Origin of the sequence: Halioglobus maricola (assembly GCF_009388985.1) — a bacterium.
Classification (GTDB): Bacteria; Pseudomonadota; Gammaproteobacteria; order Pseudomonadales; family Halieaceae; genus Halioglobus; species Halioglobus maricola.
On the sequence record NZ_CP036422.1, the window covers coordinates 2778984 to 2793723 of the forward strand.

The window sequence follows — 14740 nt, forward strand, 5'->3', positions numbered from 1 at the left end:
CACTTTCATTGTGGAGAACACCTACCGTGGCCAGAAAAGCACTACTGGGAAATGTCACCGACAATGATTTGCGCCTGCTGCGGGTGTTTCTCGCGGTGGTCAGCTGCGGTGGCTTTGCCGCAGCCGAGTTAGAGCTCAATATCAACCGCTCCACTATTTCGCGCCATATCAAGGATCTCGAGACCCGGCTCGGAGTTACGCTATGCCGGCGCGGCCGTGGCGGTTTTGCCCTCACTCGCGAAGGCGAGCAGGTTCACGCCAGCACCCAAAAAATCATGACCGCGATGGATGAATTCCAGCAGGATGTGCACGGCCTGCATCAGCAGCTCACAGGCAATCTCGCAATCGCCATCTTCGACAAAACCGCCTCCAATCCGGCCTGCCATATCGACCGCGCTATTGCCCGCTTTGACCAACTCGCGCCGGATGTGGAACCAGAGATTCACGTGGAGCCTATCAACGCTATCGAGCGCGGAGTGATGGAGGGACGTTTTCAGCTTGGAATTATCCCCAACCACCGCCCCTCCTCCAGCCTGAATTACTACAAGCTGTTTGATGAGCAAATGTACCTGTACTGCGCCCGAGGAAATCATCTGTTCGATCTGGCGGAAGACGATGTCTCGGCCCAGCAGATCCGCGAATCACGCTATGTCGGCATCGGTTATCACTCACCCAACATGGAGGCCAGCCGCAGTGTAGGCCTGGTACGCCACGCCACCGCCCACGACCAGGAGGCTGTCGCCCACCTGGTGTTGTCGGGGCGTTATGTTGGCTACCTGCCGGAACACTACGCAGAGACTTTCGTCAGCAAGGGTGTGATGCGTGCCCTGCGCCCGCAAACGTTTCAGTATGCATGTGAATTCAGTGCCATAGTGCGCCATTCTCCGCCACCTTCGCGGGTTGTACAGACGCTGCTTGATGCGCTGGTAGACGCGCACGCACGGGTGTAAGCTCAGATGTCATTCCGCTGAGACGGGAGATCAGACAATGAATACTTCAATAAGAGTAATTTTTGCTGTTCTGTGCGGCGCGCTATTGGGCGGCTGCGCAAGCCAGGACTACGCCCAGCCCCGCCAGGCACCCTATACGGACTACGCCAGTTTCGCGGCCACCCCGGATATTCCCTCAGCAGACGCTATTCATCAGCTCGACAGCAACCAGCAAGCCCGTTTTCTCCAGTATTTCCACGATCCCGCAAAGGCCGAGCTTCCTCCCCATCGTCGGCTCGCACAGTTCATCGCTTCTTTTGGGGAAGCGTTTACTTTCTACGACGACACCCTGACGGCATCCGACACTTTCACGGAAGAGCGAGGCAACTGTCTTTCGCTGGCGATTCTCACCACCGCGCTGGCGGAGCTCGTGGACGTCGAAGTGCAATTCCAGCTTGTTGAATCCATTCCGGTGTATAGCCTGGAAGGCGCCATTACGCTCAAACAACAACACGTGCGCAGCTACATCTATACCCCGGTTACCAAAGCCGCGATCGGCTCAAACATTCGCAGGCCACCGGGTATCACCATCGACTACTTCCCCTCCGGGGATGAGGTCTTTGTCGGCAATATCAGCCGCCAACAGTATATCGCCATGTTCTATCGCAATCTGGCTGCCGAAGCGCTGATTGAGGGGCGCCACGATCGCGGCTTCGCCCTGCTGCAGGCATCTCTGGAGTTTGCCCCTGACCACCCGGATGCACTGAATATGATGGCCGTGCTTCACCGCCGGGTGGGAGATTCCAGTCGCGCGGAAAAAATCTATCGCCACGCGATTGTCGACAACCCAGAGAATGTATCGCTGCTGAAGAACTATCAGTTACTCCTGGCCAGACAGGGACGCGACTCAGAGTCCGAACAGTTGAGCCAAAAACTGCTGTTGCTCGAGGACCCCAGCCCGATGAACTGGATCGCTGCCGGTGATATCGCTTTTGAACAGGGGGAGTACCGTCAGGCAAAGGCCCTGTATCGCCGCGCCAGTCAGATTGCGCCATACATGCACAACGGCTATTTTGGTCAAGCCAGATCGTCTTATATGCTAGGTGACATCGACAGTGCCGAGACACTCATGGCCCAGGCCAGGGATAGGGCCACTGACGACCAGCGCCAGCGTCTCTACGAGAGTAAGCTCTCGGCGTTGACTTCACACTGAACCGCCCCCATCTATTATTCGTATCCACGAAGGCCACGCGCCTTCACGGCCCACTACGCAGGAATTTTTCATGACCGAGTATGTACCCCCTAAAGTCTGGACCAACGACGCCGAAAATGGCGGCCGCTTTGCATCGATCAATCGCCCCGTTGCCGGCGCTACCCACGAGGAGGAACTGCCGGTAGGTGAACACCCGCTACAGCTGTATTCCCTGGGCACACCCAACGGTCAGAAGGTGACCATCCTGCTGGAGGAACTACTGGAGCGCGGTATCAGCGACGCCGAGTACGATGCCTGGATCGTCAATATTATCGAGGGCGCTCAATTTGGCTCGGGCTTTGTTGCAGCCAACCCCAACTCCAAAATCCCGGCCATGGTCGATCACAGCGGTGCTACCCCTATTCGGATATTCGAATCCGGTGCCATCATGATGCACCTGGCGGAGAAGTTCAGCGCCTTCCTCCCCACCGATACCGCGGACCGCGCCGAGTGCCTGTCCTGGCTGATGTGGCAAATGGGGGCAACACCCTTCCTCGGCGGCGGCTTTGGTCACTTCTACGCCTACGCGCCAGAAAAATTCGAATACCCAATCAATCGCTACACCATGGAAGTGAAGCGTCAGTTAGATGTACTCGACCGCAACCTGGCAGAGCGAGAGTTCATGATTGGCGATGAGTACACTCTGGCCGATATGGCCATCTATCCCTGGTACGGCGTGCTCATTACCGGCCAGACCTACAACGCCCAGGAATTTCTCGAGGTGGAAAGCTATGAGAACGTCAATCGTTGGGCTCGCCAGCTGGAGGCCCGCCCCGGTGTTGATCGTGGCCTTCGCGTCAACGTGCGCTGGGGTGACGAGGATCGCCAGGTGCCTGAGCGCCACAGTGCGGCCGACTTCAAGTAAGCGCTGGTCTCAGATATGAGCGAGCACCCCGGGCTTAAAGAGCAGAAACGCATGGGGGCGGGCATGATGATCCTCGCCTGGATTGTGCTGCTCGGCCTGGGAGCCGTATTTTTCGGCGACGTGCTTGAAAAGCAGTTCAACCCCAATCAGCGGGTGGATACACGCTACGGTGAAGGCGGCTCCCGTGAAGTGGTCTTGCAACGCAACAAGTTTGGCCACTATGTCACCAGCGGCACGATCAACGGTCAGCCTGTGACATTCATGCTCGACACTGGGGCTACCGGCGTTGCCATTCCAGAGGCGGTCGCCAATCGGCTGGGCATACCGCGTGGACGGAGCTACCGCACCCAGACGGCCAATGGGATGTCTACCAGCTACGCCGCGTTACTGGACAGAGTTGCCGTAGGAGATATTGAGCTACGCAATGTTCAGGCCGGCATCGCGCCGGGCCTGCGCATGGAAGAAATACTGCTGGGTATGTCTTTTCTGAAGCATATTGAATTCACCCAGCGGGGAGATACGCTAATCTTGCGGCAATAGTTTCAACTGCCCTGGTCGCCGGATGATGCTCCTGGAGATTGCGACAATTGTTCATCGCCCCGCAGCATGTAGAGAATCTTGGCAACAAAAATACCCATGAAGACATAGCCGAGCAAAGCCTCGGTCATCACCCAGACCTTTGCGTCGTGCACCGGGCGGAAGTCGCCATAGCCGAGCGTGGTCCAGGTAACCACGCTAAAGTACATCGCATCAAGCCACTCGGGCCTGATCGTCTCTCCGGTTGCACTGTCGATAATACCGAAAACACGGTAAATCAACGCGAAATAGAAAATAACAACGACTGCCTGAATCAAAAACAGCAGCAACTTCAGGCCGCGATTATCGCTGTGAAAAAAGGTGTAACTGTAATAAAAGGTGGTGAGACACAGCACCATCACAGAGCTCCACAGCGACCACTTACCCAGCAGTGAGTAAGCTGCCGTCAGCGCAAAGGCCGACCCCAGGCCCGCAACCAGCACGAGCTCATCTCTGTAACGTCGCAATCTCTATCCCTCGTGTTCGTTGACTGATGCACTACCAGACAGTCTGCCTGATAGTGCAACTCGATGTCACTCGGTCGTGAGAATGACCTTGCCCCGCGCCTTGCGATCGATCAGGCAGTTGAACGCGTCTTCATACTGCTCCAACGGAAAACAATCAGTCACCACAGGGTTGAGTTTACCCTCTTCAAACAATGCCCATAGTTCCTTGGTGTTCTCCATCTGGATGCCCGGGTCCTCTCCAGAGAAACGCCCCCAAAACACGCCAACTATAGAACAGCCCTTGAGCAAGGTCAGGTTCAACGGAATAGAGGGGATCGGGCCACTGGCAAAGCCGATCACCAGGTAGCGACCGTTCCAGGCCATTGAGCGCACGGCAGGCTCCGAATAGTCGCCACCGACCGGGTCATAGACAACATCAACCCCTTTGCCATCGGTTAACTCCTTCACTGCTGTTTTCAGATCAACTTCGCTGTAGTTGATCAACTCATCAGCACCAAGTTGTTTACAGAGCTCCAGCTTCTCATCGGAACTGGCTGCAGCGATCACTTTCGCGCCCATTAGCTTGCCGAGTTCTACTGCGGTAGAGCCGACACCGCCGGCAGCACCGAGCACCAGAAGGGTCTCCCCGGCTTTGATCTCGGCCCGCTGCTTCAGCGCATAGTAGGACGTGAAATAGGTAATGCAGACGCCTGCCGCCTGCTCAAAGCTCAGGTTTTCCGGCACCGGAAAGGCGCCCAACTCATGCACCACCGCAACTTCGCTGAACGCGCCAATGCCAGCGGCCACAATCACTTTGTCACCGGGCTTATAACGGGTAACGCTCTCCCCTACTTCACGCACAACGCCGGCGCACTCGCCACCTGGAATGAAGGGCATCTCCGGCTGCATTTGATATTTACCCTGAATCATAAGCACGTCAGGGAAATTGAGGCCCGCTGCCTTAACATCGACGAGAATCTCGTGCTCTCCCGGCGTGGGTTCGGGCCAATCCATCTCAAGACTCAACTTGTCCGGCAGGCCAAGCTCTTTACATACAACAGCTTTCATTACGTCTACTCCGCGCCAATGCCCAGTGCTTGAGCCGCTTTCGCTACAAATTTAAACCCCTGTTCACCGCCCGCCTGCAGCGCCTTTTCGCCGGACGGGTCGGTGATAGCGTCCCAATTCGCGGCGATCGCTTCAGGCGTCTGCTCGCCTTCAGGGAGGTAGATACCCTCGGTTTCTATCATACGCGTCACCGAATAGCCGCCTGCGCCAGCGCAGAGAATCGTGCGAGTCGGGGCATCTTCACTGACCAGGTAGAGCACAGCAGGCGTCACCTTCTCAGGCACCAGAAGATCAAGCGCCTCTTGCGGCATCAAACCTTCAGTCATACGTGTTGCCGCGGTAGGAGCCAGGGCGTTCACCTTGATGTTGTACTTTGCGCCTTCCTGCACAAGAGTGTTCATCGCGCCCACCACGCCCATCTTGGCCGCACCGTAGTTAGTCTGGCCAAAGTTGCCATAGAGACCGCTGGAAGATGTCGTTACGACGATGCGGCCATATTCCTGCGCGCGCATAATGTCCCAACAGGCCTTGATACAGTTGATGGACCCCATCAGGTGTACGTCGAGCACCATCTTGAAGTCGTCCAGAGAGCCTTTGGCAAAGCTCTTGTCACGCAAGATACCCGCATTATTCACCAGGATGTCCACCCGGCCCCACTGGTCCATGGTCTGTTTCACCATAGCCTCGACCTCGTCGTACTTGGCGACGTTGGCACCGTTGGCGATCGCCTCACCACCAGCAGCCTCGATCTCAGCGACAACCGCCAGTGCTGCTTCGCTTGAACCACCAGTACCATCGGCCGCTCCGCCGAGGTCGTTGATTACTACGCGGGCGCCGCGGGCGGCCAGCTCCAGTGCATGGCAGCGACCCAGGCCCTGGCCCGCGCCAGTAACAATGGCAACTTTGCCGTCATAACGAATTGTCATCTTGTGTATCTCCGTGAGTAATTTCTGTTCGTGGTTCAGCCGCAAACGACCATACTAAGCCATTCGGCCACGAGAGCCGGCGTTTCCTCGCCCTCAATCTCCACTGACACACCCTGCTTTATCAGCAGGCGGCCACCGTCTTTTTCAGTCAAATCCAGGAGCTCTACATTGGCGCGGACACGCTTACCTGCGCGCACGGGCGAGAGAAAGCGAATCTTATCGAAGCCATAGTTCATCCCCATCACGACATTCGCAGGCATGACGCCCACGTCTTCGATCATCTTCACCATCAACGAAAGCGTAAGGAAACCATGGGCGATTGTGCCGCCAAACGGTGTTTGCTTGGCCGCCTCCTCATCAATGTGAATGAACTGGTGGTCCTCGGTGCAATCGGCAAAGGTATTGATCCGGTCCTGTTCGATGCTTATCCAGGGGCCGGGTTCAAATTTAGTGCCCACCAGGGCGTGGAATTCTTCAAGGGATACTGTCTTTAACGGCATGTTTATTCTCCAGAACCAGGGCAAGGGGGACTGCATGGTAGCAGCGGCGAGCGTTAGTAAAAACCATCGTTACTTATAGCACCAATTAATTAAGTGAATGCCCCCCAATAAGCCCGACTTATTATCTCGTCATGTGTCACTCGAATAAGATCACCTACGGCCTTTAATCTCGAGCTTCAATCTCTCGCATGATTTCACGGTGGCGCTCCTCGGACATCGGGTAACGGCTGGAAATGAGTACCGTAGCCGCGAACAGGATAAACATTACCGGGCCGGAGAATACGGCCAGGTGCGTGACTGCCTCAGGTGAAACAGTCTCGGGGTTGGCCGACTGGGGAAAGCGAATGATGTCCAGGCCGATGCCGGCAAAGAAACTACCCAGACCATAACTGGCCTTGGTAGCGAAAGAGCGAGCGGCAAAAAACAACCCCTCCTCTCGCTTCCCACTGTGCAGCTGATGTTCGTCTATACAGTCGGACAACATGGAGTCCAACAGGATCATATAGCCGATAAAGAAGATCTGTGAGATCCCATTCACAGTGAAGATCAGTCCAAACTTCAATTCGGTGCTCATCAGATCGAGAAAACCACCGAAGTAGAGCACCTGAGGGGAGAAGGCAAACAAGCCTCCTGTCACCACGCAGATATTGAGCGCCCAGCGCTTGTCGAACCGGCGCGACAGCGACTGGGCAACAATCGAGGCAAAGATAATACCGACGAGCACCGAACTGGCCAGCCCCGCCAGGTGTTCGGGCTGAAATTCAAAGACGTAAGTCGCCACATAAATCAGCAACGTCTGGACAATACCTGCAAGCGTACAAAACACTAAAATCGCGGCAAATAGTATCCGGAAAGATGGCTGACGTAATGTGCGAAATACATCGAGGAATGCCAGCCACGCGCTGCTCTCGACACCACTGAGAACCGGCTTACTCAGATTTGGGATGGATCGCCAGGTGCCAGCGACTGATAACAGCATGGCGCAAGTCCCCAGTAGACCACAAAAGATCCCGAAACCTGGGTAACTGGTCGCATTCAACATGCCGTTGGGGTAAATCTCAGTGGGCGGGAAAAACACGGCGAATCCGATCACGCTGGTCACCAGAATGCCCGCATAAGTGAAGAAAACCCGATAGCCAATAAGTGAAGTTCGGCCGTAATAATCCGTGGCAAGCTCTGCACCCAGCGACAAGTGGGGAACAAAGAACAAAGTCAGCATCAATCGCACTGCAATAGCGCCGCCCAACATCCAGCCGAATAGCGCCATCTGTGACAGACCCACCGGCGGTGAAAACAAAATTACGATGGCAATTCCAAAAGGAATAGCACCTGCCAGCATGAATGGGTGCCTGCGTCCCCAGCGCGACTGACACCGATCTGACAATTGTCCTACCATCGGGTCGGTGATCGCATCGACCATCAGAGCAAGTAACGCTGCCAGGCCCGCGAGGCTTCCCGAAAGACCCAGAACCTGGTTGTAGTAGAAGAACAGGAAGGTGCTGAATGCCGACTGCTTGACGCCATCGGAAAGCTGCCCAACACCGTAGCTCAGGCGCAAGGCAAGTGAGGGGCCAGCCATCAGCTGCTGCCCTCACTTCCTCGACTATGGCGGTGATTCAGCAGTGTGCCGCCGTCGACCGGGATGATAGCTCCGGTGGTGTAGGCACCGGCGCGACTGCAGAGGTAGATTGCAATACCCGCCATTTCCTCGGCACGCCCCACTCTCCCAAGAAGCGCATTGCCCTCAACCTCTTTCAGCTGCTGGCCGAAGATATGCTCTGTCATTTTGCTCGGAAAAAAGCCTGGTGCAATCGCGTTCACGGTAATACTGCGGCCACCCAGCTCTACCGCCAGGTGCCGTGTCAGATGGTGCACGGCCGCCTTGCTCGCGGTGTAGGCATAATTGGGCTCAGCGTGAACCACGGGGATGTGCAGCCCCTCCATCGAACCGATGTTAATCACGCGACCGGGTTCATCTAGTCTCGCGCTTTTCTCCATCAGCGGCGTCAAATCCCGGGTCAGGGCAAACACAGCGCTGACATTTGTGGTCATGACTTTGTCAAAGCCCGCCTGCGGATACTCCGCATAGGAAGCCGCCCACGCCGTCCCAGCGTTATTCACCAGAATATCGAGAGCCTGCTCCTGTGCCGCCAGCGCCTCACACATTGCCTGCCGCGATGTTTCATCGGCAACATCTGCCGGAATGGCCCGACAATCACCCCATTCGCTCAAGGCAACGGCAGCCGCCTCGCACGCCTCGGCCTTACGCGCAGAGATATAAACTCTGGCACCGGCCTCTAACAAACCTCGGGCTATCATATAGCCAATACCGCGAGAGCCACCGGTCACCAGCGCTACCTTGCCCTCCAGGCCAAACAGGTGGGCAATGTCCATTCGTTCTTGCATCAGTTCAACTCTCCATTGTCGTTTACATGCGCAGTGAGCCAGCTGCTCGCCTGAGTTACTTCCTTCGCAGACAACAGGCCTTGAAGCCCAGACTCTTGCAGCTGCGATAGCACTTGCACTTTACCTAGCTCAGCGATGAGCGCAAAAGGCCCGCGCGGTGCGTGCATGCCAACACTCCACGCAAGATCCACCTGCTCGACGCTTACCACCTCCCCCGCGACCAATCGTATCGCTTGCGCCATCAGCGCGGCCTGCAGCAACCGCGCGCAGCGGTCATCTGCGTGACTGGCAAAGTCCTGAGAGCCGTAGGCTGGCTCGGGGTAAGTATAAAAACCCTCTCCTGAATGCATCCCCAGCTTTCCGGCCGCCAGTTTCTGCTCCAATAGTTCGACGATCTGATGCTTGAAAGGTTGCAGCGCATCCATTCGATCCCGATGCCCCCAGGCATCGCGAAGCACACCCAGGCCAAACAGGTCTATCAGACCGAAGGGGCCCATCAAAGCCTGCTGCGCCTCAAGCCAGGACGCATCAATCGCAGGTACAGAGAACTGCTTGCCGACCAACATCGCGAGCGCCGTGCCAAGCACATTGCCCAGCATGGCGTTAAGCACATAACCTGGGTGCTCTTTCTTCATTACAAGTGGCACGCCGCGCAGGCTGCGCACGTAGGCCTCTAACAAAGCCACAAGCTCTGGCCGGGTAGATCGCCCCGGGACAATATCCACCAGTGGCGACGCGTAGTGCGAGTGCAGTGCCGCGAAACGATCGCACCGGGTCACCGCCACTTCAATGTCAGAGACCAGTAGCGCTGACGAATTCGTCGTGAGCAATGTTTCAGCATCACAGATTGCATCCAGTTCTGCGTGGACCTGACGTTTCAGCTTAAGATCTTCAAAGACTGATTCGTTCACCAGATCTGCACCTTTGCAGGCCTCACCCAGATCACAGGTCACCACCGTGCGACCGGCAGCTGCCTCGACATCTTCTTCACTGCACCAACCTGCACCGACGAGCATATTGGCCATTTCTCGCTGTCGCTGAGGTATCGCGGCAAGGCTTGATTCACTGGGGTCGTACAACACGACAGAGTAACCACATACTGCCGCCGCGAGGGCGTTGTAACAGCCCATGGTTCCGGCACCGACAAAGCAAACCTTGTCTATTCCACTCACCGTCTGGGACATAGGCTAGCGAATCTCCCGCGGCAGGCGCTGCGGCACAATCAGGTTGGTGCTACCGCGCGCCACAACGGCGGGGAGCCAGGTGACAACCGGCAGTGCTGCGAGAGCGCTCACGATATGGCACTGGGTAGGGTTCTGTTCCCAGGTAGGTATTTGCCAGTCAACTCGGCCCTCGCCCACCCAGGCTTCTTCAATAATATTTTCTGAAGGAAAGGTCGTGAACTGGCTAGCGGCGATGCCAAAACCGCCCACGTTCGGAAGGTAGCGCCACGCCATAGGGTTGTCGCGCCCTGCTTTGGCTGCCTCGCTAGCCGCTATCTCCTCCGCCGTGGGCTCGCGCAAACCGTCAACACTCATCTCTAGAAAAGTATGACCAAAATGGCTAGCTTGAGTGCTCCACCGACCATCCTCAATCCTGTGATCTTCGATCTCGGCGAACACCTTGGGTATGCCCTGTAATTCCCTACCCGTCAGAATCGGGTCGGCCATGTTTTCCCACATGACCAGGCAATAGGTTCCGTCCAGCTGCTCATGCTCGCCGACAAATCGTGCCGAAACAGACACCGCGACCAGGTTGTAGCCGTGACCCGCGAGCCAGTCGACATCGCGATTACGCGCATAGGTGATGGTAACGATGGGGAGTTCAGCCACTTCATAAGGCGCGGGTAGAAAGCGCGCAACCTGATCGGCATCGGTGATGTAGGAGAGAGTCATGCTGGTCACGTCGCGATACCAGCCACTCGATTTGGGCGAACTCGGGCGCGGCCCGAAGTGGGCGGGCATCATATAACTGCCCTTAGGGTCAAACTGGAACATGCCGGTATCCGCAGGCTAGGGTGTACAGGCATGGTAGCAACCGCAGGCACACACACCCTGTCACCCAGGTGACTGACCCAGGTTACTCAAACAAGTCGATCTCTTGCTCCAGTTCTTCGAGGTCACGCACCCACAGATGATCCTCTCTGGTTTCCACCAGATTCCGGTTCGCCCAATCACGGAACACACGGTTCACCCGTTGCCGCGATCCCAGCGCCAGTCGAGCGAAATCGTTCTGGGTGACCTTGATGTCGAGCGACACACCGCCATCGTTGGGCACGCCGTGCTCCTGGCACAAGTGAAGTAGCCGTCCAGCGACGCGCGCCTTCAAGGGGTAGAAAAGAATGCCGCCAACCAACTCATGCAGGCCGCGCAGAATTCCCTGGCTGTAGCGGAAAAGGTTTTCGTACATTCGCGGGTGTTCGGCGCCCACTCTGAGCACCACTTCTCTGGAAATAACCAACAAACGCGTCGGCTCGATGGCTCTCGCTTCGATGACTCGCCCCTCGTCATTCACCAAGCCCGGCTCACCAAACCAGGTACCCGGCTCCCGCTCGACAAGGGCAAATTCGTGACCGTTGGGGCTAAACAGGGAAACTCTTACTCTGCCGGTAACAATACAAAACACTTCGGTGGTGGGCTGTCCCTGCTGGTAGATATAGCTTCCGGACGCCACCTCCTTGATTTGCGCGGCGGCAACCAACTGCTCTAGCGCTGCATCAGGCAACCCCTGGAACCAGGGTGAATCACTCACCAGGGTCCGCGCGCTCCCGCTATCTGTTTCAGTTACGCTGATAGTAGCCACTCTGCGTCCAATCATTGAGGTTATCCGCCATGGTAGCAGCGCATCTCGTATAGTTAAAACGGAGCCGCTCAATTGATATATACAATTGGTACAAGCGATATTGATAGTCTAAATTAAACACATCAAATCACTGATCACAGGAGATCACCATGTCAGCCATCACTCAGGTACCCAACGTCACCTTCAAAACTCGCGTGCGCGATGAATCCGTGGACGGCCCCAATCCATTCCGCTGGCAGGACACCTCCACTGCCGACCTGTTCGCGGGTAAAAAAGTGGTTGTGTTCTCCCTGCCGGGCGCATTCACCCCCACTTGCTCTTCCAACCACCTGCCTCGCTACGAAGAGCTTTACGAAGAGTTCCAGGGCCAGGGCGTGGATGACATCATCTGCGTATCGGTAAACGACGCTTTCGTCATGTTCCAGTGGGGCAACCACATCGGCAACGAAAAGATCACTTTGCTGGGCGACGGCAACGGCGAATTTACCCGCAAGATGGGCATGCTCGTAGACAAGTCCAACCTGGGCTTCGGCATGCGCTCCTGGCGCTACTCCATGCTGGTGAATGACGGCACTATCGAAAAGATGTTCGTAGAGCCCGATTTCGGTGACAACTGCCCTACCGATCCCTTCGAAGTCTCCGACGCGGACACCATGCTGGCACACCTGAAGGGCACCGATGCCCCCGGTGTCTCGGCACCCGTCAAAGCATTCCAGGGCTAATGCGCGAGCGGACGCCACAATAGTGGCGTCCGCTGCAACACCACCTATACTGGATTGAAAGCCATTCGACCCAGTGGAATCATCTTGACTACGCTCCGCCCTCTCTTCTTCACACTTCTCACTATTTTCAGCTGCCATGCATTTGCGATTGACTGGCCCCAGCAGGTCACCGTCGACGAAGGCATCTTGACGGTCTATCAACCGCAACCTGAGTCACTCTCCGGAAATACCTTGCAGGGTCGCGCGGCCATGTCCATCACCCCAAAGGGAAAGTCCGAGCAGATATTCGGGGCCTTCTGGTTTGAATCCCGAGTAGAAACTGACCGCAGTTCAGACACCGCGTTGGTCGTGGATATAAAGGTGACCAAGGTCCGCTGGCCAGACTCCAAGGACGCTCAGGAACAACGCTTTACGGCACTGGTCGAGGCGGCCGTGCCCTCCACCGGATTCGAGATTTCGCTGGAGCGCCTGGCCGCGAGCCTCAACACGGCAGAGCTGGAAACGAAGAGTCTGGAGCAACTTAACAATGACCCTCCGGCCATCGTGTTCCGGGAAAAGCTCGCTGTTCTGCTGATGTACGATGGCTCACCCCGCTATGGCGATATCGAGAACAGCGACTATCAGCGCGTGCTCAATACGCCCATCGCTGTGGTAAAAAACACACGGGGCACTCACTACGCCACCAACGGCACGCTCTGGTATGTGGCTGACAGCGCGCTCGGCCCATGGCGCCCTACAACCTCGCCGCCAAAGGACCTGGCCGAGGCCATGCCAGCGCCCGACGCGGATGCGCCAAGCTGGGACACGCCGCCGGAAATTGTGGTCGCCACCTCACCCACCGAATTGATCGTTACCCAGGGTGCCCCCGAATGGAAACCCCTGACGGGTGGAGAGTTACTCTACGTCACAAACACTGAATCACCCTGGCTGCGCGACCTCCCAACCGGCAATATGTACCTCCTGCTATCTGGCCGCTGGTACCGGAGCAAGAGCACCAAGGGTCCGTGGACATTTGTGCCCGCCGACGAGCTACCAACGTCCTTTGCCAATATTCCGCCAGCGTCGGACATCGGCGGCCTGCGCACTTCAGTTGCAGGCACACCCGAAGCGGAAGAGGCAGTGCTGGACGCACAGATTCCCCAGACTGCCGCCATCAGTCGCGACACCACTTTGGAGGTCAGCTATGACGGCGAGCCGAGCTTTGAGCCCGTTACCGGCACCTCGGTCTCCTACGCGGTGAATACCGCTACCCAAGTGCTAAAAATCGATGGCCGTTACTACGCCGTGGACAATGGTGTCTGGTTTACCGCGACCAATCCCAAGGGGCCCTGGGCCGTAGCAGACGACATTCCAAAAGAGAAAATTGCAGAAATCCCACCCAGTTCGCCGGTGTACAACACCACCTACGTGAACGTGTACGATTCCACCCCCGAGGTGGTTTACGTCGGCTACACCCCAGGTTACATGTGGTCGTTCCCCTACTACGGCGTACCCGTCTATGGCTCCGGCTGGTATTACCGCCCCTGGCCGGGCCGCTGGTATTACCCGCACCACCCCACCTGGGGCTTCCACGTCGGCTACAACCCGTGGACGGGCTGGAGCTTCGGCGTTAGCTGGACCAACGGTTTCCTGAGCTTCGGTGCCCGTTGGGGCGGCGGTTATCCGTATCGCCATCCGGGCCGCGGCTGGTACGGCGGCGGTTATCGCGGGCCAGTGGTGATCAACACCGGTGATATTAATATCGGTAACAACGTCAATGTGGGCAACCGCGCGGATATCAGCAAGAAGATCAAAAATAACGATGTGAAGGTCAACCGGGACCGGCTGCGCAGTGACAATCTCTACACTCGCAAGGACAACCAGCATCGTCTGGCAGATCCAGGCGTAGCCCAGCGAGACATAAAGAAGGCCCGCCCCAACAATAAGCTCCAGAACAATGTCTACGCCGACCGCGATGGCAAGGTTTCCCGCAACGTGGACAATCAGTGGGAGTCGCTGGATAAAGGTAGCTGGAAAGCCGACAAGGAGCTCAACAACAAGGTCAGCAAGCCCAGCACGCGCGAGGTACAAAAGCCCTCGACGAGCCATCAGCAGCGCCCGAGCACGGCGAATCGACAACACGAAATGGAGCGAGCACGCCAGGCGCGCACGCGTGGCAGCCACTCCGAGGCTCGCCGTCCAACACAGCGCCGGGAGTTTCAGCGCCGGCGTTAAGCTGGTACTGTAGGCGGATAATTTACAAGCCCGC

The 14740-nt window shown here is 56.9% G+C and carries 15 protein-coding genes; 6 read left to right on the forward strand and 9 right to left on the reverse strand.

Going from position 1 to position 14740, the window contains the following annotated elements; all coding sequences use genetic code 11:
* Nucleotides 1-26: 26 nt before the first annotated feature.
* The 4 genes from EY643_RS12630 to EY643_RS12645 all read left to right on the forward strand — a co-directional run bounded on the left by EY643_RS12630 (nucleotide 27) and on the right by EY643_RS12645 (nucleotide 3586).
* A complete protein-coding gene (locus tag EY643_RS12630) occupies nucleotides 27-950 on the forward strand; it encodes a LysR family transcriptional regulator (protein WP_153239578.1) in 924 nt (307 codons plus the stop codon).
* A 37-nt stretch (nucleotides 951-987) separates the two neighbouring features.
* Nucleotides 988-2142, forward strand: a complete 1155-nt coding sequence (locus EY643_RS12635; protein ID WP_153239579.1) for a tetratricopeptide repeat protein — start codon at nucleotides 988-990, stop codon at nucleotides 2140-2142.
* 70 nt (nucleotides 2143-2212) lie between these two features.
* Nucleotides 2213-3046: a glutathione-dependent disulfide-bond oxidoreductase gene (gene yghU / locus EY643_RS12640; RefSeq protein WP_153239580.1), complete on the forward strand. Its 834-nt coding sequence runs from the start codon at nucleotides 2213-2215 to the stop codon at nucleotides 3044-3046.
* A 15-nt stretch (nucleotides 3047-3061) separates the two neighbouring features.
* Nucleotides 3062-3586 (forward strand): retropepsin-like aspartic protease family protein, encoded by a 525-nt coding sequence (locus EY643_RS12645; RefSeq protein WP_240732697.1) that lies wholly within the window; start codon nucleotides 3062-3064, stop codon nucleotides 3584-3586.
* A 2-nt stretch (nucleotides 3587-3588) separates the two neighbouring features.
* Here the strand turns inward: EY643_RS12645 and EY643_RS12650 are convergent, their stop codons facing one another.
* The 9 genes from EY643_RS12650 to EY643_RS12690 all read right to left on the reverse strand — a co-directional run bounded on the left by EY643_RS12650 (nucleotide 3589) and on the right by EY643_RS12690 (nucleotide 11785).
* Nucleotides 3589-4089 carry a potassium channel family protein gene (locus EY643_RS12650; RefSeq protein WP_153239581.1) on the reverse strand — a complete coding sequence of 167 codons (501 nt, stop codon included), beginning with the start codon at nucleotides 4087-4089 and terminating at the stop codon, nucleotides 3589-3591.
* 66 nt (nucleotides 4090-4155) lie between these two features.
* Nucleotides 4156-5136, reverse strand: coding sequence for an NADPH:quinone oxidoreductase family protein (locus tag EY643_RS12655; protein WP_153239582.1), 981 nt, complete (start codon nucleotides 5134-5136; stop codon nucleotides 4156-4158).
* A gap of 5 nt (nucleotides 5137-5141) precedes the next feature.
* Nucleotides 5142-6062, reverse strand: a complete 921-nt coding sequence (locus EY643_RS12660) for an SDR family NAD(P)-dependent oxidoreductase (protein WP_153239583.1) — start codon at nucleotides 6060-6062, stop codon at nucleotides 5142-5144.
* Nucleotides 6063-6097: 35 nt separating this feature from the next.
* Entirely contained in the window at nucleotides 6098-6562 is a 465-nt protein-coding gene (locus tag EY643_RS12665; protein ID WP_153239584.1) for a MaoC family dehydratase, read from the reverse strand.
* Nucleotides 6563-6725: 163 nt separating this feature from the next.
* Nucleotides 6726-8141 (reverse strand): MFS transporter, encoded by a 1416-nt coding sequence (locus EY643_RS12670; protein ID WP_153239585.1) that lies wholly within the window; start codon nucleotides 8139-8141, stop codon nucleotides 6726-6728.
* A complete protein-coding gene (locus tag EY643_RS12675) occupies nucleotides 8141-8968 on the reverse strand; it encodes an SDR family oxidoreductase (protein WP_240732698.1) in 828 nt (275 codons plus the stop codon). The genes EY643_RS12670 and EY643_RS12675 overlap by 1 nt, the downstream gene beginning before the upstream one ends.
* Nucleotides 8968-10152, reverse strand: a complete 1185-nt coding sequence (locus tag EY643_RS12680; RefSeq protein WP_153239586.1) for a 3-hydroxyacyl-CoA dehydrogenase NAD-binding domain-containing protein — start codon at nucleotides 10150-10152, stop codon at nucleotides 8968-8970. The genes EY643_RS12675 and EY643_RS12680 overlap by 1 nt, the downstream gene beginning before the upstream one ends.
* A 3-nt stretch (nucleotides 10153-10155) precedes the next feature.
* Nucleotides 10156-10965, reverse strand: coding sequence for an acetoacetate decarboxylase family protein (locus EY643_RS12685; RefSeq protein WP_240732699.1), 810 nt, complete (start codon nucleotides 10963-10965; stop codon nucleotides 10156-10158).
* A gap of 82 nt (nucleotides 10966-11047) precedes the next feature.
* Complete coding sequence (locus EY643_RS12690; protein ID WP_153239587.1) at nucleotides 11048-11785, reverse strand: Crp/Fnr family transcriptional regulator; 738 nt, start codon at nucleotides 11783-11785, stop codon at nucleotides 11048-11050.
* 134 nt (nucleotides 11786-11919) lie between these two features.
* Between EY643_RS12690 and EY643_RS12695 the strand changes: the two genes are divergently transcribed.
* Nucleotides 11920-12492 carry a peroxiredoxin gene (locus EY643_RS12695; RefSeq protein WP_153239588.1) on the forward strand — a complete coding sequence of 191 codons (573 nt, stop codon included), beginning with the start codon at nucleotides 11920-11922 and terminating at the stop codon, nucleotides 12490-12492.
* A gap of 84 nt (nucleotides 12493-12576) precedes the next feature.
* Nucleotides 12577-14706, forward strand: coding sequence for a carbohydrate-binding family V/XII (locus EY643_RS12700; protein WP_205743056.1), 2130 nt, complete (start codon nucleotides 12577-12579; stop codon nucleotides 14704-14706).
* Nucleotides 14707-14740: the final 34 nt, after the last annotated feature.